General features: G+C 51.0%; 16 protein-coding genes. 12 read left to right on the forward strand and 4 right to left on the reverse strand.

Annotated features, from left to right (window positions below):
- Positions 1-13 precede the first annotated feature (13 nt).
- Complete coding sequence (locus BWI97_RS11735) at positions 14-1,411, forward strand: sodium:solute symporter family protein (protein WP_102201143.1); 1,398 nt, start codon at positions 14-16, stop codon at positions 1,409-1,411.
- 197 nt (positions 1,412-1,608) lie between these two features.
- Here the strand turns inward: BWI97_RS11735 and BWI97_RS11740 are convergent, their stop codons facing one another.
- Together BWI97_RS11740 and BWI97_RS11745 are read right to left on the reverse strand one after the other, a co-directional pair.
- Positions 1,609-2,295: a response regulator transcription factor gene (locus BWI97_RS11740; protein ID WP_102201144.1), complete on the reverse strand. Its 687-nt coding sequence runs from the start codon at positions 2,293-2,295 to the stop codon at positions 1,609-1,611.
- 43 nt (positions 2,296-2,338) lie between these two features.
- A complete protein-coding gene (locus tag BWI97_RS11745; RefSeq protein WP_102201145.1) occupies positions 2,339-4,204 on the reverse strand; it encodes a sensor histidine kinase KdpD in 1,866 nt (621 codons plus the stop codon).
- Between the two features lie 208 nt (positions 4,205-4,412).
- Here BWI97_RS11745 and BWI97_RS11750 point away from each other — a divergent pair, with 208 nt between their 5' ends.
- The 4 genes from BWI97_RS11750 (at position 4,413) to BWI97_RS11765 (ending at position 11,515) form a co-directional block, all read left to right on the forward strand.
- Complete coding sequence (locus BWI97_RS11750; protein ID WP_102201146.1) at positions 4,413-5,216, forward strand: T9SS type A sorting domain-containing protein; 804 nt, start codon at positions 4,413-4,415, stop codon at positions 5,214-5,216.
- 182 nt (positions 5,217-5,398) lie between these two features.
- Positions 5,399-5,728, forward strand: coding sequence for a DUF6660 family protein (locus BWI97_RS11755; RefSeq protein WP_102201147.1), 330 nt, complete (start codon positions 5,399-5,401; stop codon positions 5,726-5,728).
- 160 nt (positions 5,729-5,888) lie between these two features.
- Entirely contained in the window at positions 5,889-10,226 is a 4,338-nt protein-coding gene (locus tag BWI97_RS11760) for a CusA/CzcA family heavy metal efflux RND transporter (RefSeq protein ID WP_102201148.1), read from the forward strand.
- Between the two features lie 44 nt (positions 10,227-10,270).
- Positions 10,271-11,515 carry an efflux RND transporter periplasmic adaptor subunit gene (locus BWI97_RS11765; RefSeq protein WP_102201149.1) on the forward strand — a complete coding sequence of 415 codons (1,245 nt, stop codon included), beginning with the start codon at positions 10,271-10,273 and terminating at the stop codon, positions 11,513-11,515.
- 119 nt (positions 11,516-11,634) lie between these two features.
- Here the strand turns inward: BWI97_RS11765 and BWI97_RS11770 are convergent, their stop codons facing one another.
- A complete protein-coding gene (locus BWI97_RS11770; protein ID WP_233207817.1) occupies positions 11,635-12,684 on the reverse strand; it encodes a calcium:proton antiporter in 1,050 nt (349 codons plus the stop codon).
- A 345-nt stretch (positions 12,685-13,029) separates the two neighbouring features.
- Here BWI97_RS11770 and BWI97_RS11775 point away from each other — a divergent pair, with 345 nt between their 5' ends.
- Positions 13,030-13,332, forward strand: coding sequence for a hypothetical protein (locus tag BWI97_RS11775; RefSeq protein WP_102201150.1), 303 nt, complete (start codon positions 13,030-13,032; stop codon positions 13,330-13,332).
- Complete coding sequence (locus BWI97_RS11780) at positions 13,329-13,985, forward strand: ATP-binding cassette domain-containing protein (RefSeq protein WP_102201151.1); 657 nt, start codon at positions 13,329-13,331, stop codon at positions 13,983-13,985. Before BWI97_RS11775 ends, BWI97_RS11780 begins: the two co-directional genes overlap by 4 nt.
- Before the next feature lie 74 nt (positions 13,986-14,059).
- Here the strand turns inward: BWI97_RS11780 and BWI97_RS11785 are convergent, their stop codons facing one another.
- Positions 14,060-15,268 (reverse strand): TlpA disulfide reductase family protein, encoded by a 1,209-nt coding sequence (locus tag BWI97_RS11785; RefSeq protein ID WP_102201152.1) that lies wholly within the window; start codon positions 15,266-15,268, stop codon positions 14,060-14,062.
- Between the two features lie 282 nt (positions 15,269-15,550).
- On the opposite strand from BWI97_RS11785, the gene rsmH reads away from it, so the two are divergent.
- The 5 genes from rsmH to BWI97_RS11810 all read left to right on the forward strand — a co-directional run bounded on the left by rsmH (position 15,551) and on the right by BWI97_RS11810 (position 20,905).
- Complete coding sequence (rsmH, locus tag BWI97_RS11790) at positions 15,551-16,483, forward strand: 16S rRNA (cytosine(1402)-N(4))-methyltransferase RsmH (protein WP_233207818.1); 933 nt, start codon at positions 15,551-15,553, stop codon at positions 16,481-16,483.
- Positions 16,484-16,534: 51 nt separating this feature from the next.
- Entirely contained in the window at positions 16,535-16,906 is a 372-nt protein-coding gene (locus BWI97_RS11795; protein WP_102201153.1) for an FtsL-like putative cell division protein, read from the forward strand.
- Positions 16,907-16,961: 55 nt separating this feature from the next.
- Entirely contained in the window at positions 16,962-17,684 is a 723-nt protein-coding gene (locus tag BWI97_RS11800; protein WP_102201154.1) for a hypothetical protein, read from the forward strand.
- 29 nt (positions 17,685-17,713) lie between these two features.
- On the forward strand, positions 17,714-19,228 hold the full coding sequence (locus BWI97_RS11805) for a penicillin-binding protein (protein WP_102201155.1): 1,515 nt from the start codon (positions 17,714-17,716) through the stop codon (positions 19,226-19,228).
- A gap of 162 nt (positions 19,229-19,390) precedes the next feature.
- Positions 19,391-20,905, forward strand: a complete 1,515-nt coding sequence (locus BWI97_RS11810; RefSeq protein WP_102201156.1) for a capsule assembly Wzi family protein — start codon at positions 19,391-19,393, stop codon at positions 20,903-20,905.
- Positions 20,906-20,925: the final 20 nt, after the last annotated feature.

Consider the following 20,925-nt stretch of genomic DNA (forward strand, 5'->3'; position numbering starts at 1 on the left):
TAAACAAATCCGTATGCTCATCGCTGCCATCGTCGTGTATCTACTCCTGAATCTGGGGGTTGGCCTCTGGGCGTCTCGACGGGTAAAGAATACGGAAGACTTTGTACTGGCGGGGCGAAAACTCAATTTTGCCCTGGCTTCGATGGTGACCTTTGCCACCTGGTTCGGGTCGGAAACGATGATGGGAGCACCGGGACGTTTTGTACGGGAAGGCTTTCTGGGCGTGATCGAAGATCCGTTTGGAGCGGGCTTGTGTCTGGTATTGGTTGGACTATTTTACGCCCGGATCTTTTACCGCTGGAATATCATCACCTTCTGCGATTTTTTCGGATTACGGTACGGAAAGTCCGCCGAACTGCTCTCGGCCTTACTGATTGTTCCCTCCTATTTCGGCTGGATTGCCGCCCAGCTCGTATCCATGAGTATCATCGGACAAACCGTTTTTGACGTACCCATGTCCACGGGTATCTGGGCCGGAGCGGGCCTTGTCATGGTGTATACGCTGACGGGCGGGATGTGGTCGGTCTCCATTACCGATTTTCTGCATAATATCATCCTGATCGCCGGACTGGTCATTCTACTAGTCATTTTATGGATGGAAACCGATAGCGTAAGTGCCGTATTCGCCCGACAACCCGATGGTTTTTTTCGCGTCGTTCCGCACCGTTTTTCCTGGCACGACTCCACCGAGTACGTCGTTGCCTGGATTACGATTGGGTTAGGATCCATTCCCCAGCAGGATGTATTTCAGCGGGTGATGGCAGCAAAAGATGCCAATACCGCAGTACGATCCGCCGTTACGGCTGGTTTTCTGTACTGGACGGTGGCATTTTTTCCACTGCTCATTGCGTTGCTGGCCGTACGACTTCATCCCGAATTATTGCAGGGTGATCCGCAGTTGATTCTTCCCAACATGGTACTGCAACACGCTCCGCTGGCCGTTCAGATTCTGTTTTTCGGAGCCTTGATTTCGGCCCTGCTCAGTACCACGTCGGGGGCGATTCTGGCCCCGGCGGCGGTGGTAGGCGAAAACCTGGTTCGCCCTTTTTTTCCAAAGCTGACCGATCAGCAACTTCTGCTATCCATTCGGCTTTCGGTACTGGGCGTCACCGCGGCAGCAGTCTGGATGGCCTTGGAACAACAGGACGTATTTGAGCTGGTCAGCGAGTCTTCGGCCTTTAGTCTGGTATCGCTATTTATTCCGATGACGGCAGGACTATATTGGAAACGGGCTTCACTCGCGGGTTGTCTGCTTTCCATGAGTCTGGGGCTGCTTAGCTGGATGTTAAGTGCTTATCTGAATACCGCGACAAACCCGATTGTGTACGGATTACTGGCCAGTGGCGTAGGGATGTGGGGCGGATCGCTGGTGTTTCGGCAGCGGGGGAAAGTAACGGATTCTGTGGGTTAAACGGGAATACTGTTTCATGGTTACGGCTTACACATCCGAAAGAATCCTGGGGTAAAACCCCAGGCTAGTGAAATTGAACCCCGTTGGGGTTCGTACGTCGCTAGTCCGGATTCATAATTCGACCAGCGTAATCATCCTCAAACAAAATGGCCCGAAAGTGTTAGAACCTTCGGGCCATAATTGATACAAGTAATCGGTTAATCCACAATCATCTTAAATCCTTCTCCGTGGAGATTGATGAGTTGAATCCGTTCGTCGGAACGCAAGTACTTACGAATTTTGGTCAGATACACATCCATACTGCGGGCGTTGAAATAGCTGTCGTCTCCCCAGATTGCCTTCAGAATGTAACTCCGGCTCAGCGGCTGGCCCAGGTGCTGACAGAAAATTTTCAGAAGCTCGGCTTCACGACTGGTTAATTTCTGCACGTCGTCGCCGTGGGTGAGCGTTTGCCGTTCGGCATCGAACGTAAGGGTACCAATTTGGAAGATGCGGTTGGACTTCTGTTCTTTTTGTTCATTCCGCTGACTCCGCCGCAGAATGGCCTCCATCCGGGCCACCAGTTCCTCCATGTTGAAAGGCTTGGTCAGATAATCATCTCCGCCGAGTCGGAAACCTTGCAGGGTATCTTCCTTCATGGCTTTGGCCGTCAGAAAAATAATGGGAATATCCGCATTGGCCTGACGAACTTCCTTCGCCAGCGTAAAGCCGTCTTTTTTAGGCATCATGACATCAAAAATGCACAGATCATACGACTGCTTCACGAACTGATTCAGGGCTTCATCGCCGTCGCGGGCCAAGTCGGCCGGGTATCCTTTCAAGGTTAAATATTCCTGTAATAACGTTCCTAAATTCGGATCGTCTTCGGCGAGTAAGATTTTCATTTCTGTTGCTCTTTACGTTCAATGCTAAAAATCGGAGCGTCGGTTAGACATACGGAAGGGTTATTTCAAAGGTACTCCCCTTGCCCGGCGTGCTGTCTACTTTGATGCTACCTTTATGTTCGTCGACAATTTTCTTTACGTAACTCAGGCCCAATCCGAAGCCCTTCACATCGTGCACGTTTCCGGTTGGAACCCGGTAAAATTGCTCGAAAATATGCCGTAAAGCCTCTTTGTTCATGCCAATGCCTTTGTCGCTGACGGTGATCTTCAAGGCACCGGTGGCGTTTTCGGTACGAATGCTGACATCCGTAGTTTCGCCTGAGTACTTGATGGCATTATCCAGCAAGTTAAAAATCAGGTTGGTTAAATGTACTTCATCCCCCGTAATGATCGAAGGATTGGCCTGTAAATGCGTCTCCAGAATACCGTTCCGAGCTTCTACCTGCGGACTTAAGCTGTGTACAACGGTTTCGATCAACTCGTGCATATCCGTCTGTTCGCGGTTCATGCGAACTTCCCCCCGATCAAAACGGGCGGCCTGCAAAACTTTCTCTACCTGTGAGCCTAGACGCTGATTTTCATCCCGAATAATGCCTAAGTACCGTTTCAACATGGTTGGCGAAGCGGCTACGGCACTATCCTCCAGCATCTGGGTGGCCAGCGAAATGGTGGATACAGGCGTTTTAAACTCGTGGGTCATGTTGTTGATGAAGTCGTTTTTCATGTCCGAAAGTTTTTTCTGTCGAACAATGGTACTCATGGCCACATAGAAACACACGCCCATCACCAGAATCAGAATTACGGAACTAATCAGCGTCGTCCAGACCTGTTCGGCCAGATAACTTTGGCGTTCCGGAAAATAGACAAACAGCATATTGTCCGTCGCCAGTAAATCCGAAGGGAAGAGCTGCATACTGTACCCCGCCAGCAGACGATCTTCGCGGTACCCCGGCGAAGAGGTGAAGACAAAATCGTGCGGGTTGTCATCTGAACGCAAGCCATATTCAAACGGCAGATCGATGCCGCGTAGCTGAAATTCGTACTTCAGCAACGAGTCCAGTATAGTCATATCCACCCGTTGCGTCAGCGGACGATCATTCGTGAGCAAATCCAGGAATACCTCCCGCATCACTCTCGATTTCTGTTCGGCTTTCTCGTACTCCGTCAGCGGACGCGATTTACTACTATCTACCCGCCGCAGGGACCGTTTGGGTTCTTTGACCACCACGGTTCGAGGTTTCGTCTTCGCTGGTTTCGTCGCCGTATTTTTGCTCTTTGAACCTATTACGCGACTCGACAGAAAACGACTGACCGAGTCTTTCCGAAGCTTGGCCGTTTCTACATCCCGGCGGAGGTTGCGAAACATGGTTTCATCGTACCGTTTCTCTAATTCTTCCCGTGAACGGTCGGCCGTATTGTTTGGACCATCATTGCGGTAATACTCACCGATATAATGCATTTCCGCTTCCGTCAGTTGACCACTCGGACGACCCAGTACATCGGACGGAGCCGTTACCCGACCGTAAAATTCCCATTGCTGCACAATGGGCGTCTGGGAAGCATACTTGCGGGTAATGGTTGCCGGATCCGCAGTGGTGACGGGCTTGCTCGGCGGCTGCTGTTTTTTACTCTTTACAATTTGAGGCGTTTTTACGGTTTTCTGCGGAATCGCCAGATGCTGTAGCTGCTCCTTGCGGCGTTCGGCGGCCAACTGCCGATTGGTCAATACCGTTACCTCCACTTTTTCCAGTTTATGCACCACGGCATCCATGGCCTCAGTTACAGTCCCGTCAAACTGATCGGCCTTGGCATTCAGCGTTTCCCGAATCCCAAATACCTGAAACACCACCAGCCCAATAAGAGCCAGCGACATCAAAGCCACCAACCAACGGATTTTTTGTTGCGTCATTTTTACTTTTCGCGGGTCTCTCTACCTGTTTTATGCTGACTGTTTAACGAAGGTATGACCCAGATTCTTCCCCGGAAGATGCCAAAGTTATCAGTTTAAGCATTTTTAACAAGTCTCCGGCTCATTTGTCCCAACAAATCATGCCCGATCGTGCAACATTGCTTCCGCTTCAACTGTCCTTAGCTCACGAAACCAAACCAACTCGTTTATGCGTTTGCCATCCTTACTTGTTGCGGTGATTCTTGTATCCGCGGGCACGACTTTCGCTCAGGAAAAAAGTACTTCCAAGAAAGAAAAAGAAAAGCTTCGGCTTCATTACGAACGGTCGAATGGGAACTACGGTCATCAGATTGACCGCACGTTCGACACCCAGGAACAACTGGACCGATTCGTTGATTCGTTGAATAATACCCAGTCTCCGGGCGGCCGTACCCGAATCATCATCGGTGATGAAGCTGACGTACTGAATCGATTGGAGAAGGGCGACTATCAAGTCCAGACTTTCCGTACCCCCAAACCACCCAAGGCTCCCAAAGCTCCCCGCACCTACCGCAACGACGAGCCACTCGCCCGGGGCGAATGGGAGAAGTTCGATCAGGAAATGGAACGCTTTGGCCGGGACATGGAACGCTGGGGTAAAGATTTTGGGGAGAAGTTCGGCAACGAATTCCGGTACCGGGCTCCGCAATTGAAGCGACAGCTGAACCTGGCTCCGCAGGTACTGACCTGGGAAGGGGGCAGTTCGTCCAGCACCGTACGCAGCCTGAGCGTATACCCGAATCGGCCCTTTAATCAAACCCTGAATTTACGTTTTACGTCTCCGGTCAAGGGTGACGTAACGATTCTGGTCACGGATGTAAAAGGACGTGAAGTAGCCAAAGAAGTAATAAAAGATTTTGAGGGTGATTTCGTAGGTCAGATCACGCTGACGAAAAAAGCCGAAAAAGGTACCTTCTTCGTGACCGTTACGCAGGGCGAAGACGGCACCGTGAAACGCGTGGTGATTGAATAAGGATTGCTTCGTAAGCAAACCAAAGAGCTGGCAACGATGGCGTTACCAGCTCTTTGTATTTTAAAACCGAGATTCCATTCACTATCAACCAACCACTAGTACCTATCAACTCTCCGTCTGCCCGCACAAAATTCATCTCCCCCAAAGAACATATTCCCTCAGCCATTCTTTATCTTTGCCGCATGCGAATCCTTGCGTTGTTTCTGGCTTTGTACACGTTGATTCTTTCGGTAGCTCCCTGTACCGAGCATCACCACGTACGTACGGCCTCAACAACGACACAGGTAAGTATCCAGACGCAGGATCACGATGAAGATTCGCACGAACACGCCCTGTGTTCGCCCTTTTGCGTCTGCCATTGTACGGGTGGCTTTGTAGCTACGCTCCTGACCGTACCCGAGTTTACCAGTACCTCCCTTTCTCTTTCGCCAGACAAACCTTCGTTCTGGTACATCCTCGCCCAGCCGCAAGGCTATGCTTTTTCGATCTGGCAACCGCCCCTGCAGGTCTAAGCCGGGAGCAGTGTGCCCATACGATCCGTTTTCCTTAGGAAACGGATGATTTTTCCGTACACATACGTCGCTTGGTACTACCGGAGAGTACTTCGCTAGGCGTACGGTATTTGCTCCCCTTTCCTCCCATTCTACCGTTCATCTTTAGTATTTTCTTTCCATGCTGGATAAAATCATTCGGTTTTCGATTGACCATAAACTCATTGTGGGCGTGGTCATTCTGGCTCTGATTGGCTGGGGGTCGTACTCCCTAAGTCGCTTGCCCATCGATGCCGTTCCCGACATTACTAATAATCAGGTGCAGGTCATTACCCTGACGCCTTCGCTGGCGGCTCCCGAAGTCGAACGGCTCATTACCTTTCCTATTGAACAAACCATGGCCAGTATTCCGGAAATTGAGGAAGTACGCTCCATTTCTAGGTTTGGTTTGTCCGTGGTTACCGTCGTTTTTCACGAAGAAACGGACCTGTACTGGGCCCGGCAGCAGGTAAGTGAACGCCTCACCGAGGCCAAAACCCTGATTCCGGAAAACGTAGGCAACCCGGAACTATCGCCCATTTCAACCGGACTCGGCGAAATTTACCAGTATACCCTTCATGCCAAGAAAGGTTACGAAAAGCAGTACGACGCCATGAGCCTGCGGAGTATTCAGGACTGGTACGTACGGCGGCAACTGCTGGGTACACCCGGCGTTGCGGAAGTCAATAGCTGGGGCGGATTTCTAAAGCAGTACGAAGTGGCGGTTCAGCCCGAAAAACTTCGCAGTTACAACCTCAGCATCAGCGACATTTTCACGGCTCTGGAAAGGAATAACCAGAACTCCGGCGGGGCGTATATCGACAAAAAACCTACGGCTCTTTTCATCCGGTCGGAAGGCTTGGTAGGTACGCTGGAAGATATTGAAAAGATCGTCGTCAGGAATACTACTGCCGGTACGCCCATTCTCATTCGTGACGTGGCTCAGGTACGTTTCGGTTACGCCAATCGGTACGGGGCTCTGACCCGGAATGGTGAAGGAGAAGCCGTGGGCGGTTTGGTAATGATGCTGAAAGGGGAAAACTCGAACGAGGTCGTGAAGCGAGTCGAAAAACGGGTCGAGCAGATTCAGAAAACCTTACCCGAAGGCGTCGTCATCGATCCTTTTCTGGTACGCAGTGAACTCGTGGAACGAGCCATTGGTACCGTCACGCAAAACCTAGTCGAGGGAGCACTCATCGTCATTTTCGTACTGGTTCTGTTTCTGGGGAACTGGCGGGCGGGGCTCATCACAGCTTCGGTCATTCCACTCTCCATGCTTTTTGCCTTTTCGCTGATGAAATGGCTCGGCGTATCGGGCAATTTGATGAGCCTCGGAGCCATTGATTTCGGACTAATTGTCGATGGCTCGGTCATCATCGTGGAAGCCACGTTGCACCATTTTGGCTTGCGTAAGCCCGGCCGACTGACCCAGACCGAAATGGATGAAGAAGTGTACGAATCGGCTCGTAAAATCCGGAGTTCGGCGGCTTTTGGGGAAATCATCATTCTGATCGTGTACCTGCCCCTCTGGACGCTTTCGGGCATTGAAGGCAAGATGTTCAAACCTATGGCTCAGGTCGTAAGCTTTGCCATTCTGGGTGCTTTTCTGCTTTCGCTGACCTACGTGCCCATGATGACGGCCTTGCTGCTCAGTAAGAACATTACGCATAAGCCTTCGCTTTCCGACCGACTGATGGCCTTCTTCCACCGAAAATACACCCCGCTGATTCGCGGAGCATTACGTCATCGGGTTGCCGTATTGCTCGTTTCGTTAAGCGTATTTGCGGTCTCGGTCTGGACATTTACCCGACTAGGGGGCGAATTCATTCCCACCCTGGAAGAAGGTGATTTCGTGGCCGAAACCATGTTGCTCACGGGCAGTTCAATCACCCAGACCGTCGATAAGGTTACGCAGGCTTCGGATTTACTGCTCAAGCGTTTTCCGGAAGTCACGCAGGTCATTGGAAAAATCGGAGCGGCCGAAATCCCCACCGATCCCATGCCGATGGAAGCCTGTGATTTAACAATTAAGCTCAAACCCAAGGAAGAATGGACCTCCGCCCGCACGCGTGAAGACCTCGCCAACCAGATGACGGAAGCTCTGGAAGACATTCCCGGTGTGAACTTCGGCATCTCTCAGCCCATCCAGTTCCGATCCAACGAATTGATTTCCGGCGTCCGGCAGGATGTGGGCGTCAAAATCTTTGGTGAGAATCTGGACGAACTGGCCCGCCTGCAACAGCAGGTGGTGGGTCTGGTCCGGAGCGTCGATGGAGCAAAGGATGTATATCAGGAAAAAATTTCCGGCTTACCGCAGATCATCGTCCGTATCGACCGGGATAAACTCGCCAAGTTTGGTCTGGACATTGCTACCGTCAATCAGGCGGTGAGTATGGCCTTCGCGGGCGAATCGGCCGGACTGGTGTACGAAGGCGAAAAACGCTTTGAACTGGTCGTACGCTTCGCTCCCGAAAACCGGCAACGCATTGAAGACGTCCAGAATCTGTTCGTAACGGCAGCCAACGGTAATCACATTCCCCTGCAACAGGTGGCGGATGTTTCCCTGCAACTGGGACCTAATCAGATTCAGCGGGAAGACGCCAAACGCCGGATTACCATTGGTTTCAACGTGCGGGGTCGGGACGTCAGAAGTGTCGTGGAAGAGTTGCAGGCGAAAATCGAACAGCAGGTCAAATTCCCGACGGGCTATTACGTCACCTACGGCGGGCAGTTCGAAAACCTGCAAAAAGCCACGGGTCGTTTGTCCATCGCCGTACCCGTCGCCCTGGGTCTCATTCTCACGTTGCTGTACTTTACGTTTCAGTCCATCCGCCAGTCTTTACTGATTTTCACGGCCATTCCGATGGCGGCCATTGGAGGCATTTTCGCTCTGGTCCTGCGGGATATGCCCTTCAGTATTTCGGCGGGTGTGGGTTTCATTGCTCTGTTTGGCGTGGCGGTACTAAATGGCATCGTACTGATTGGAGAATTTAACTACCTGCGAAAATCGGGGATTGAAGACTTGACTGAGGTTATTCTTCAGGGTACGAACACCCGGCTACGTCCCATTTTGATGACTGCCACGGTTGCCTCCCTTGGTTTCCTCCCTATGGCCCTTTCGACGGGTGCGGGGGGTGAGGTACAAAAACCGCTGGCTACGGTCGTCATCGGTGGACTAATTACTTCCACGCTGCTTACGCTTTTTGTCATTCCCATTCTGTATATGTATCTGGAAAAAGGTTTTCGACCGAAAACGAAGGGGCTAGCGGCACTCCTGCTCCTTTTTACTACGCCACTACTGAGTCAGGCCCAGACCCCATTGAGTCCCGAACAGGCCGTACAAACGGCCCTGCAAAACAATCGCTCCCTGGCGGCCTCCCGACTGGAAGTAAAAGCCCGGCAAACGCTTCAGCAAACGGCCCGCGAAATGCCCAAAACCGAGGTTACGGCTCTGCTCGGACAGTACAACAGCTACAAATTCGACCAGAACGTCACCATCAGTCAAACCATACCCAACCCGGCGGTATTTCGGGCTCGTGCTTCGGTGCTGGAAAATCAGACCCGAACGGCGGAAGCTCAGACGCTGGTTTCGGAAAACGAACTGGCGTATCAGGTCAAGTCTTCCTGGTACGAGTTGTCCTACCTGCTGGAACTGCGGAAGTACTTGCAAACGCAGGATTCGCTGTATGCCAATTTTCTGCGTGCGTCTCAGGTTCGCTTACGGACGGGGGAAGCTGGTTCGCTTGAATCGACGATTGCCCAGACGCGGTTACGTCAGGTACAGACCCAGCGAACCCAGAACGAAGCCGACATCCGGATTGCCAGTCGCCGCTTACAGACGCTGCTTTTTGCCGATCAGCCCGTCACGATTGAAGCAGCGACGTTTGCTCCCAAGAACTTGCCCGATACCACTCAGATCACAAATAACCCCGTACTTGCCTGGTATACGCAACAAATCAGGCTGGCCGAAGCCGAACGCAAGCTGCAACGGGCCAATCGTTTGCCGGATTTTTCGCTGGCCTATACCAATCAAAGCCTGATTGGAGCCGTAAAGCTGGGAGCACCTACGACGGATGCGGCCTCAAGTGCCAATCGGTTTCACGCCGCTCAGGTGGGCATTAGTTTCCCGCTGTTTGGCAAGGCGTACCGTTCGCGGGTGGCCGCGGCTGAACTCAGTATGCAGGCCCAGCAACAGCAGTTCGATCAGCAACAGAAGAATATTCAGGGCGAACTGGCGTCCCTGGTGCAGGAAATTCAGAAACTCCAGCAAACGCTGGATTACTATACCGAAGCTGCCTTACCCCAGGCCGAGGAAATCATTCGACAGGTAAACCGGGGCTTTCAGGCGGGTGAAATGGGTTACGTCGAGTATTTGCAGGGCATCAGTACCGCAAACGATCTGCGAATCGGCTACATCCAGACCATTCAGGAGTACAATCAAAACGTCCTTCGGCTCGAACTCGTCCTGGGCATTAAATAAGACAGCGGCTCTCATTGAGACCGCTCTTCAAACGTATTCTACTTATGAAATCCTATCGTTTTCTCCTGTTGCTGACCCTGGGATTATACCTCGGTAGCTGTCAGAAAAAAACTTCCGAAACGGAACACGCGGGTCATGCCCACGAACACGGCGAGGCCGGCCATGATCATGAGGGCCATAATCACGGTGATCACGATCATCACCACGATGAAGAAGAAGGTCACGAAGCCGAAGAAGCCGAGCTGACCGAAACGCAGTACAAAGCCGCTCAGATTACGCTGGGTTCAGTACAACAAAAAGCGATGGCCGGTACCATTCAGGTGACGGGTGTACTGTCCATGCCGCCGCAACAGCAAATCAGTATTTCGTTTCCCTACGGCGGCATTGTTCGCAGTACTACGCTGCTTCCCGGAAAATGGATCAACAAAGGCGAAGTGCTGTTAACGCTGGAAAATCCGGAATTTATCACCCTGCAACAGGAGTACCTGGAAGCTCAAAGTCAGCTGGCTTACACTGAAAAAGAAAACCAGCGGCAGTCTGAATTAAGCCGGGAAAACGTTTCGGCAGCAAAGACATTTCAACGAAGCAGTGCTGAATTACAGGGTCTACAGGCCCGTTTGCAGGGACTTCGTCAGAAGTTAAGTTTGCTGCAACTGACGCCCGCAGCGGTGAGCAAAGGCATTCAGAATCGCATTGCGGTACGGGCTTCCTCCAGCGGTTACGTGACCCACGTGAACGTGAATACGGGAAAGGCTGTACAAGCCAACGAAATGCTGGCCGAACTAGCGGATACGCGTTTCGTGCAGGCCGAACTGACGGTTTTCGAAAAGGATCTTTCCAAACTTCGTACGGGACAAAAAGTCCAGCTACAACTCGGCCATGAAACCACCCCGCGAACGGCGACGGTCTTACTGATTGGGCGGGAAATTACGCCGGAGCGAGCCGTGAAAGTCCTTTGCAAACTGGATCAGACCAGCCGCGAACTGGTACCCGGCACGTACCTGACGGCTCAGATTTCGGGCGGCAGTACGGAGGTGGCTACCCTCCCCGAATCGGCAATCGTTCGTTCCGGTGATAAGCAGTACATCTTCGTTTCCGAGGGAGCCCACAAAGAAGAAGGCGGTACGCATTACCCCTTTAAACGCCTGGAAATTCAAACCGGACTGGCACAAAATGGCTTCGTGGAAGTAAAACTACCGGAGGCCGTCAAGCCCAATACCATTGTGGTGAAAGGGGCGTATGATTTGCTTTCGGTGATGAATAACAGTGAGCATGGGCATTCGCATTAATTGAATGTTGCTACTATTCATGAATGGTTGAAGTCTGACAAGCAAATAGGCCCGCGATTTCGTCGCGGGCCTATTTGCTTTTAATCATACTACTAAACGGAGTACTGCTTTAATCTTTCTCAGGGCACAATCGTCGTAAACAGATAGACAGCGAAAAGAACCAGTAAAACCACCCCCTGCATGATGGTCGTACGTCCCGTACCGAAGGATAAGGTGACCGTGAAAAGGGCCAGGATAAGCAGTACGGTTGATTTCATATCAATGCCCAGCGTGATCGTCAGACCCGTGCACATGGCCACGATGGCAACGGCAGGAATCGTCAGACCGATACTGGCTAATGCGGATCCCAGGGCCAGGTTCAGGCTCGTTTGCAACTGGTTTCTTCGGGCGGCCCGGTAGGCTGATAATCCCTCCGGCAGCAAAATAATGGCGGCTACAATAACACCAACTACTGATTCGGGAGCCCCCATATGAACCACGCCCTGTTCAATGGTAGGGGCCAGTAATTTCGCAATGAAAACCACAGCAGCCAAACAAGCCAATAGCAGTATAACACTAGCCAGAGCCGTAGCTCCTGAAGGTTCTTCCACGGGTTCTTCTACCATATGTTCTATATCTTCCGGTAGAAAATACCCCCGATGTCGCACCGTTTGTACCAGCACAAATGTACCGTATAACACCAGCGAAATGACCGCTACGAACATCAGCTGGCTATTATTATAAAAGGGGCCGGGAATACTGATGGTGAAATTGGGTAAAACCAGAGTTAAGATCGAAATGGCCGATAACGTAACAAGTGCCGTACTAACCCCATAGCGGCCAAACTGTTGTTCCTGATACTTAACCCCGCCTACCAACAGACATAACCCAACGATTCCGGTTAGAATAATCATGATTGCGGCAAAAACCGTGTCTCTCGCCAGTGCCCCCGAGTCGGACCCGCCGGCAATCATAAGCGAAACAATCAATCCCACTTCAATAATGGTGATTGCTACAGCCAACACGAGCGTTCCCGCTGGTTCGCCCACACGATGGGCAATGACCTCAGCGTGTTGAACAGCCGCCAAAACCGTACTGATTAAGGCCACAGCCAGTAGCAAATCATACCATAATCCAAATCCCAACGTTTCACCAAAATAAAGAGCCCAGGCAGCAACCGGGCTAAGCATTGACCATAAGGGAAGCCTTAAATTTGATAGCATCTTATAAAAAAGTTTATAGAAGTCGTCAATAATTAACTAAAACGGATACATGTATTAACAATCCATCTATACTTACAACTTTCATCCCCGCTGCTCTGTTGTAAATTTTTGATGGAATTTCTCCAGAAAGCCCTAAAAGATCTTGCCTGTAAAGAATTTATAGACGGGTACCTCTAACGGTTATCACTATAGGCTATGACTCTACTTTCGGCCTCTTTTATCGTCATTCCTGGAGTTACCCGATTGCGTACTGCTGGTGCTAATGTTTGTTAAGACGTAAGCAAACGTTTGAAAAAGACCGTAGCTTTCCATATGCAACGAAAACTACACGCTCTCCTTCTTTTCTATACGCAGTTGGCGGGATTTCCGGTCGCTATCTCTTTGGGTTTGTGCGGTCTTATGGCTTTTAGCCCTACGCATGAATGGGGTGTGCTTTGCTTCCTGAAACTACTTTTAGGAAGTTTGAGCCTGATCCTGTACCGTTATACCTATCGGCACCGCTTCTTCTTCCTGTATAATCTGAATCTGCACGAATGGGAGATTCTGCTCGCCTTACTATTGATTGACTTTACGGGTTTTCTCCTGCTCCTTCAATTCACTTCTTTCTGGTTATGATTCAGCATGTAGCGGCCGACAGTGTACGCATCCAGTTTCAGGAGCGAGTAGTCATCAGTGGAGGTTTTATTCATGCAGAAACCGGAAAGATTACCGGTTTACTAGGCCGAAACGGGAACGGAAAAAGTAGCTTTCTACAAGCCATTTTTGGAGCTATTCCCGCTGAATTCAAGTCGGTTCGGGTAAATGGCGAGTGGGTACCTGATTTACTTTCCGTAAAAGGCCTGGCGGCCTACTTGCCCCAACAGGCCTTTGTACCGGACGCCTTCCGGGTAAAAACCGTATTTGATCTATACGATACTAATATTCAGGTACTACAGAATCTCATGCCTGAATTAAAGCCTTTGTCTTCCCAACGCATGGACCAAGTATCGGGCGGCGAACGAAGGTTAATCGAAACCCTTTTAGTGCTCTTCCGCCCCGTCTCTTTTGTGTTGCTGGATGAGCCCTTTTCCTTTCTTTCTCCCGTAGCGGTTGAACGGCTCCATGAATTGCTTCAACAGGAAAAAACACGAAAAGGTATTATTCTGACGGATCATCGATACCGCTCGATCACCTCCATCAGCGATTCGCTGTACTTGCTTGCCAACCAGCGAACCTATCTGATTCAACACCCCGATGAATTGATCCGCTGGGGTTATTTGCACGAATAAGTTTTCCAAATTATAAAAAAAGCGTCGCTGAACTTGGGTAGTTCAGCGACGCTTTTCAAACCGAATCGTTCGGACTATTCAGCCAGCAGTTTATCCATCAAACGATTAAAATCTTCGACGTACTGATCGTAGTACTTACCCGTACCCGGACCCGAGAAGCCGGTATGGATTTCACGGACTTTGCCCGTTTTGTCGATGTAAATCGTCGTGGGGTAACCCATGATTTTATTCAGCATCGGTAAGCTCGCAGAAGCCGTCTGATCCGCTACCCCAGCCAGTACCACCGGATAAGGAATTTTGAAGCGGTCAATCATACGGATCAACTTGGGCTTAGCCACCTGATACTCGCCGCTGCGTTCGTAGGAAAGGCCTATTACCTCAACCCCGCGTTTTTTATTCTTGTTGTACCAGGGTACAATGAAGTTTGTTTCATCCATGCAATTCGGGCACCACGAACCCATGATCTGTAGAATAACCACTTTGCCTTTGAAACGTGGATCGTCGAGCGTCAGCGGTTTACCCGTTTCTGCCTCAGGGAAGCTAAAGGATACTTTGTCGTAACCCGGCTTCAGGAAGGTCAGCGATTTTTCGTCGGGTAAAGACGCCGTTTCATCTTTCAGCGATACAAAAGGCGTTTGCCCACTCATCCCGCTAAACAACTGCCCTGCAATTTTATCTTTTTCCAGTTTAGCTTTGAAAAGCATCAGGTGCGAACCGTCGTAAGCCGACAGAAACAGACTATCGCCGATAATATCGCCGTCAAGGTACCGATAGTCCCCGGTAGGCGTTAAGAACGTGGCGGCGACCCGACTACCCGATTGCTCGAAGATGCCGACGGCTTTTGAACTCTCGCCAAAAGTGGTGGCGTATTTGCCCGCAATTTTCCACTGCGTCGGCTGAGGCTGAGCCGCAAAGCGGTAGGTTTTCCCGTACTCCGCCCGGAACGGAATGGTGAGGGTTTGCTTACCGCGTTTTTTCTTGTAAACGCCCGTCAACTGATTTCCGGATACTTTTCCAACCAGTTCGGCATCGAACAAATCCATCGGAATATGCAACGAATCGCCCTGCAAGGTCGACTGGTCCATTTTCAGTCGCTCTTTGCCGTTGATGGCCCACACGGAATACGTATTCGCTTTTCCGGCAGTCTCGATTTGCAGACCGAACGGCAGGGCTCCACCCTTGTTAAAGATTTCAGCCCGCCAAATTCCTTTTTTTACTGGTGTCTGAGCAAAGCCATTCAGCGTGCCCCAAAGTCCTAAGCCCAGTAAGAAGATTTTTTTCATGAGGGAAGATTGATTATCAGCGATTTAAATCCTTTTAATACGTCTTCTAAAAATTGATTTACCAGAGCGTTGATTTACAATTGTAAATTTTGTTAATCTTGTAACTTAATACCCGCCCATAAAATCGTTAGCAAAAGGCATAAAGTACGAAGGAAAGTTCCATCACAAGAACCTAAGCCTTATTTTTAAAGAATTTTTACTTTTTCAGGGAAGATTCGCTCTTCTCCGGGTTTATATCAGACGTATTTTACATTCATTTCGTTTACAGCATTTCGTCAGTACATGCCTTCACAACCTACGCCCGACTACCATCAGCCCGTTATGCTCAGCCAGTGTCTTGAAGGGCTTCACCTACGGCCGGAAGGCACTTACGTAGATGTGACCTTCGGTGGTGGAGGCCATTCGCGAGCCATTTTACAGCAGCTGGGGCCTACGGGACGGCTCTATAGTTTCGATCAGGACCCCGACGCCAAGGCCGAGGCCCGTCACATCGACGATAAGCGGTTTACGTTTATTGATGCCAATTTCCGTTATCTTAAAAAATTCCTCCGCGTACACGGAGTTCGTCAGGTGGACGGCATTCTGGCCGATCTGGGTATTTCCTCCCACCAGATCGACGTACCCGAACGGGGCTTCTCAACCCGCTTCGACGGTCCGCTGGATATGCGAATGAATCCGCAGGCGGAGTTTTCGGCCAAGGAGGTCATCAACGAATACGACGAAGCCCAGCTTCATAAACTATTTGGTTTATACGGAGAAATCAAAAATGCCCGTACGCTGGCCAACGCGGTATTCGCGGCCCGTCAGAATCAGACCATTGAAACCGTACAGGATTTAAAATCCGTATTACAGAAGTACGCCCCCCGTGGGAAGGAGTTTAAGTATTTCGCCCAGGTTTTCCAGGCCATCCGCATTGAAGTGAACGAAGAAATGAAGGTACTCGAAGAATTTCTCGAACAGGTACCCGAAGTGCTCGCTCCTGGTGGACGGCTGGTCGTGATGAGCTATCATTCCCTGGAAGACCGGCTGGTTAAAAACTTCATTCGGGCGGGTAAATTTCAGGGCGAAGCCGAGAAAGACCTCTACGGGAATGAACTCAAGCCACTCCGCTCCGTCACCCGCAAGCCCATTGAAGCCAGCGAGGAAGAACTAGCTCTGAACCCCCGGGCCCGCAGTGCCAAATTACGCATTGCCGAGCCGAATGAACTGGAATAAATCCCGTCAGAAAAGCTATTTACCAGATTTTGAATCCCGATTGTTGGAGGTATGTCTTCGGAGAAAAGTAAACGCTCGCATTTCTTAGAGCCCATTTTTAAACTGCTCCGGGTGAGTCAGTGGGCGGGCCCGGCCAATGCCAATCAGAAGCTGCTCAATGCAGGTCTGGTCGTGGTACTGATGATTAGTTACGTAGCCTGGGTACTGCACGGTGAATCGCTCATTCGGGATACGGACCGTACGCGTCGGGAAATCAGTGAACTCAACGCCGAACTGGCGTTTGAAAAATCCAAGCTGATGCAGGAATCGCGGCAGTCGCGGATCGTGCAGAAAGTAACCCCCATGGGCCTGCGTGATTACCGCAACGAACAACCGCCCGTCAAAGTCGTTTTACCCACGAAAAAGCCCGTTCAACCCGAATAATTTTCCCAGATTTCAGTACGCAATCATCGGACCTATCTAACGCAACCTTCATTCCATGGCTGAAGCATTGAATTTAAAACGCCGGATTTTTTTCCGCAGTGTGATCGTCTCGGCGGGGCTATTGGTGTTTAGTATTGCCATTGCGGCCCGTATCGTTTACGTGCAGCAGGTAGAAGGCCCCGAATGGAAAAGCCGGGCAGAAAATACGCGTTACCGCATCATTCCGGCCACCCGTGGTAACATTTTCTCGGACGATGGAAGCTTACTCGTTACCTCCGTACCCGAATACCGGGTGGGCATTGATTTGAGTGTGACCGTTCGGCACTCCGCCGATTCGGCTCACTTCTATAAAAACCTGGATTCGCTTACGATTCACCTGAGTAGTATGCTCGGTGAACCGGCTTCCACCCTTCGCAAACGCATCCTCACCGCTCGAAGTCGACTGCTCGAAGTGATGGCCTATAACCAGGCTCAGACCGATACGGCCCTGTGGAAGATCGAACCCCGGTACCTTTCGATCAGTCCCCGGCCCATCGCATACGAGAAGAAAAAATGGTTTTTCGAGCAAACGCAGTGGGCGAGTATTCGCAAGGCTACGCCCGAAGAACGGGCCGAAGATAAAGCCCTGAATCGGCGAAAATTCCGCTTTAAATGGCAGCCCCTGCACCGCGTCAAGCTTTTCGCTACGGGTTTGAACTTTGAGCTGGTACCCAATCGTGAAAAACCCTTCCGGAATACGGCTTCGCGTATTCTGGGAAAACCGACGACTCCCTGGTAAAAGACCCCAACGGTTCAGCCGTGGCCGTCATGCGGGGATCAACGGGCATCGAAAAGAGCTTTAACCGACTACTGGTGGGTCAGGAAGGACACGGCTGGTTCGAGAATCTTCGCGGCAGCTGGCGACCCCTCAACGAATCCGAAGAGCACCATCCCGTACCCGGCCTGGATTTGCATACCACCCTGAACATCAACATGCAGGATGTTACGGAAGCCGCTTTACTGAAAGCCGTGAAGCAGTACAAAGCCAAGTACGGCGTAGCGATTGTCATGGAAACCCGAACGGGTGAAATCAAGGCTATTGCCAACCTGCACCACGTGAAGGATAGTACGTACGTGGATGATCAGAACTTTGCGGTGAACTTCCGGATTGCTCCGGGTTCGACCTTCAAGCTGGCTACGATGATGGCCGTATTTGAGGAAACCAACATTTCGCCCAATGATCTGGTCAATACGACGGGCGGTCGCTACCTGCACCTGCACGATTCCAACAACTCAGGGTACGGCGTCATTTCCATCCATGATGCGTTTATTCGTTCCTCGAACGTGGGGATGGCCAAAGTACTTGTTCAGCATTTCGCCAGTAAACCCGATAAATTCATCGATTACCTCGAACAGTTTCACCTGGCCGACAAACTCGGCTTCCAGGTAGAGGTAAGCCGTGGTAATGAACTACCCGAGTTCCACCGGACGACGCACCGCCTGTACAGCAAGAAAACGCTGCCGACCATGTCTATTGGCGAGGAAATGCGACTTTCAGCCTTGCAGATGTTGTCGTTCTACAATGCAGTTGCCAACAATGGATACTGGATTCAGCCCATCATCGTAAAAACGGCGAAACGCGGCGATCTGGTCGAAAAAGATTTCACGCAGACCCAGCGTCGGGATTCGAAGCCCATTTGTTCGGAAAAGACCCTCAAGATTGTCCAGAAAATGCTCACGGATGTACTCGAAGACGCTCACGGAACGGCTCGTAGCATTCGTAATCCCAACTATAGGATTGCGGGAAAAACGGGTACGTCCAAGAAATTCAACGGGAAGCTGAAAACGAATAACTACTACTCCTCGTTCATTGGCTATTTCCCAGTAGAAAAACCGCAGTACACCATTCTGGTATCACTGGATGAACCGCATAATCCGCTGACGGGACAATCGGCGTACGGCGGCACGGCCGCAGCTCCAGTATTCCGCGAAATTGCGGATAAGGTACACGCTCTGGATTTGAATATGCACCGCACCTTACGCGGCAAAGCTCAGCACAGCAGCGAATGGCAGGACGAACTGGCCAGTTCCCATCCCCAGGATCTGCAATCCATTGCCAGGAGTTTCAACGTTAAAACTTCGGCTAGTGGCTGGGATGAAGTGCCCCGGGGCAGTACGCAACGGGTACCCAACCTAAAAGGCATGAGCCTGCGGGATGCGTTGTATGTGCTCGAGAATCGGGGGTACAAAGTTCTGTACACGGGTCGCGGCCATGTGACGGCCCAGTCGCTGGAACCGGGTACGGAACCCGCCGAAAAAAGCATTACGCTCGAATTACATTAAATCGTTTAACAGTATTGAAGAAGGTCATGGGTCCCGTTCACCAGATGGGTTCATGACCTTCTTCTTTTATCCAGCCTGCCGATAAATAAGTACAGCTATCCATAATCAAAAACCAGTACTATATACTTATACATTAGATCAAGTTATCCACCTACTTGATCTATGTTCCGTACTTCTCTCCTTCTTGTTCTGCTTCCAACCAGTCTTTTCGCTCAGGGTATTTTTAAAGACAATGAAACCTATACAGCAAGGCTTCAACTTCTGGCGGGGGGAAACCTCCCTTTCTGGATGCAGGCTCGTCAATACTGTACCATTCCTGCACAAGGTCCGGTAACTCAAGCCAGCTTTTCGATCGCAGCGGATTACCAGCGACCCAGTAAAACCCGACCTTACCTGCGACGTAAGTCCTGGGACTGGGGATACGGTGTCAACGTGACCACGAATGCCGGAGCCACCAATCAGATTCTCTTGCCTGAATTGTACCTCAAATCCCGCTGGGGTGCTCTGGAAGTGTACATCGGAAAACGGAAAGAAACGTTTGGACTGGCCGATTCTACGCTGGGCGTGGGTCCGTACAGTTGGTCGGGTAACGCGATGCCCGTACCCAAGATACAGATCGGCTTTCCTAACTGGACGTCTCTCCTAAATGATCGACTGGCTTTTCAGGCCGTCTGGGCACACGGCTGGCTCGACGACCGAACTGCTTTTGTACGCCGGTCGTACCTGCATCAGAAAACGTTTTATCTGCGTTTGGGAAAGCCTACCGCCCGTTTGCAAACCTTTTTGGGCATCAACCATCAGGTCCAGTGGGGAGGTTATGCTCCCAGCCTGCGTACGAGTCCTTCACCCACGCAAACGGAGTACTTTCAACCCAACGGCTCCCTTCCCAAAGACGCAGCAGCTTTCTGGAGCGTAGTAACGGCTGGGCGAGGGAAAAATGCCGCGTATAATCCGTATGATTTTCGTGAACGGGTAGGTAATCATGTAGGCTCCGTTGATGCCGCCCTTCAACTTCAAACGAACGGGCATCGCTTCCTTTTTTACCGCCAACAGCCCTACGAAATGCCGTCGCTGCTGCATTTAGCCAACTGGCGGGATGGACTTACTGGCGTTAGTATCACTACCGATGGTACCGACACTCCCGTCATCCGTAAGCTCGTGGTGGAGGTTCTGTACACCAAAAATCAGGGACGAAAAGGTTCGCCCTTTGGCCAAGGGCCCGTCTGGGAAGAGAACTACTTTAACCACCGACAGTACCAACAGGGCTGGTCCTATCGTGAACGAACCCTAGGTACACCACTTCTGGCCCCAACTCGTGCGGCTGAAGGGCTTTTCACCAAAGACAATCTACTCTCAGCGGTACACTTGGGCCTGGATGGTTCACTGGGGCAAGGCTATACCTTCAACGGTCGATTTACCTACCTTCACTCCGACGGAACGCCCGAATCCCCGTACACACGGGCAAAGCAACAAGTTAGTCTACTGCTGGAATTACGCAAACCAGTATGGTTTCTAAAAGGCTCTGAACTACTGGCTAGTGGAGCTGCCGATTTCGGTGACGTTTATCCGCAAAGCTGGGGCTTCTCCATGGGCATTCGGAAAAGCTGGGGATTTGCGGATGAAGACATTCCGGAAATCGCCCGGTATCGGCTGAAGTACCGATCCCATCGCTGGTGAACAAACAAAAAACGGACGGC

This window comes from Siphonobacter sp. BAB-5405, from assembly GCF_002872335.1.
In the GTDB taxonomy this organism is placed as follows: Bacteria; Bacteroidota; Bacteroidia; order Cytophagales; family Spirosomataceae; genus Siphonobacter.

Excerpts from the sequence above, each read along its gene's own strand:
- BWI97_RS11750 (WP_102201146.1), top strand. The coding sequence starts at position 4,413 with ATGCGTTTGCCATCCTTACTTGTTGCGGTGATTCTTGTATCCGCGGGC.
- BWI97_RS11805 (WP_102201155.1), top strand. The coding sequence starts at position 17,714 with ATGCGGGGATCAACGGGCATCGAAAAGAGCTTTAACCGACTACTGGTG.
- BWI97_RS11760 (WP_102201148.1), top strand. The coding sequence starts at position 5,889 with ATGCTGGATAAAATCATTCGGTTTTCGATTGACCATAAACTCATTGTG.
- BWI97_RS11755 (WP_102201147.1), top strand. The coding sequence starts at position 5,399 with ATGCGAATCCTTGCGTTGTTTCTGGCTTTGTACACGTTGATTCTTTCG.
- rsmH (WP_233207818.1), top strand. The coding sequence starts at position 15,551 with ATGCCTTCACAACCTACGCCCGACTACCATCAGCCCGTTATGCTCAGC.
- BWI97_RS11765 (WP_102201149.1), top strand. The coding sequence starts at position 10,271 with ATGAAATCCTATCGTTTTCTCCTGTTGCTGACCCTGGGATTATACCTC.
- BWI97_RS11810 (WP_102201156.1), top strand. The coding sequence starts at position 19,391 with ATGTTCCGTACTTCTCTCCTTCTTGTTCTGCTTCCAACCAGTCTTTTC.
- BWI97_RS11785 (WP_102201152.1), bottom strand. The coding sequence starts at position 15,268 with ATGAAAAAAATCTTCTTACTGGGCTTAGGACTTTGGGGCACGCTGAAT.
- BWI97_RS11770 (WP_233207817.1), bottom strand. The coding sequence starts at position 12,684 with ATGCTTAGCCCGGTTGCTGCCTGGGCTCTTTATTTTGGTGAAACGTTG.
- BWI97_RS11740 (WP_102201144.1), bottom strand. The coding sequence starts at position 2,295 with ATGAAAATCTTACTCGCCGAAGACGATCCGAATTTAGGAACGTTATTA.
- BWI97_RS11735 (WP_102201143.1), top strand. The coding sequence starts at position 14 with ATGCTCATCGCTGCCATCGTCGTGTATCTACTCCTGAATCTGGGGGTT.
- BWI97_RS11780 (WP_102201151.1), top strand. The coding sequence starts at position 13,329 with ATGATTCAGCATGTAGCGGCCGACAGTGTACGCATCCAGTTTCAGGAG.
- BWI97_RS11745 (WP_102201145.1), bottom strand. The coding sequence starts at position 4,204 with ATGACGCAACAAAAAATCCGTTGGTTGGTGGCTTTGATGTCGCTGGCT.
- BWI97_RS11775 (WP_102201150.1), top strand. The coding sequence starts at position 13,030 with ATGCAACGAAAACTACACGCTCTCCTTCTTTTCTATACGCAGTTGGCG.
- BWI97_RS11795 (WP_102201153.1), top strand. The coding sequence starts at position 16,535 with ATGTCTTCGGAGAAAAGTAAACGCTCGCATTTCTTAGAGCCCATTTTT.
- BWI97_RS11800 (WP_102201154.1), top strand. The coding sequence starts at position 16,962 with ATGGCTGAAGCATTGAATTTAAAACGCCGGATTTTTTTCCGCAGTGTG.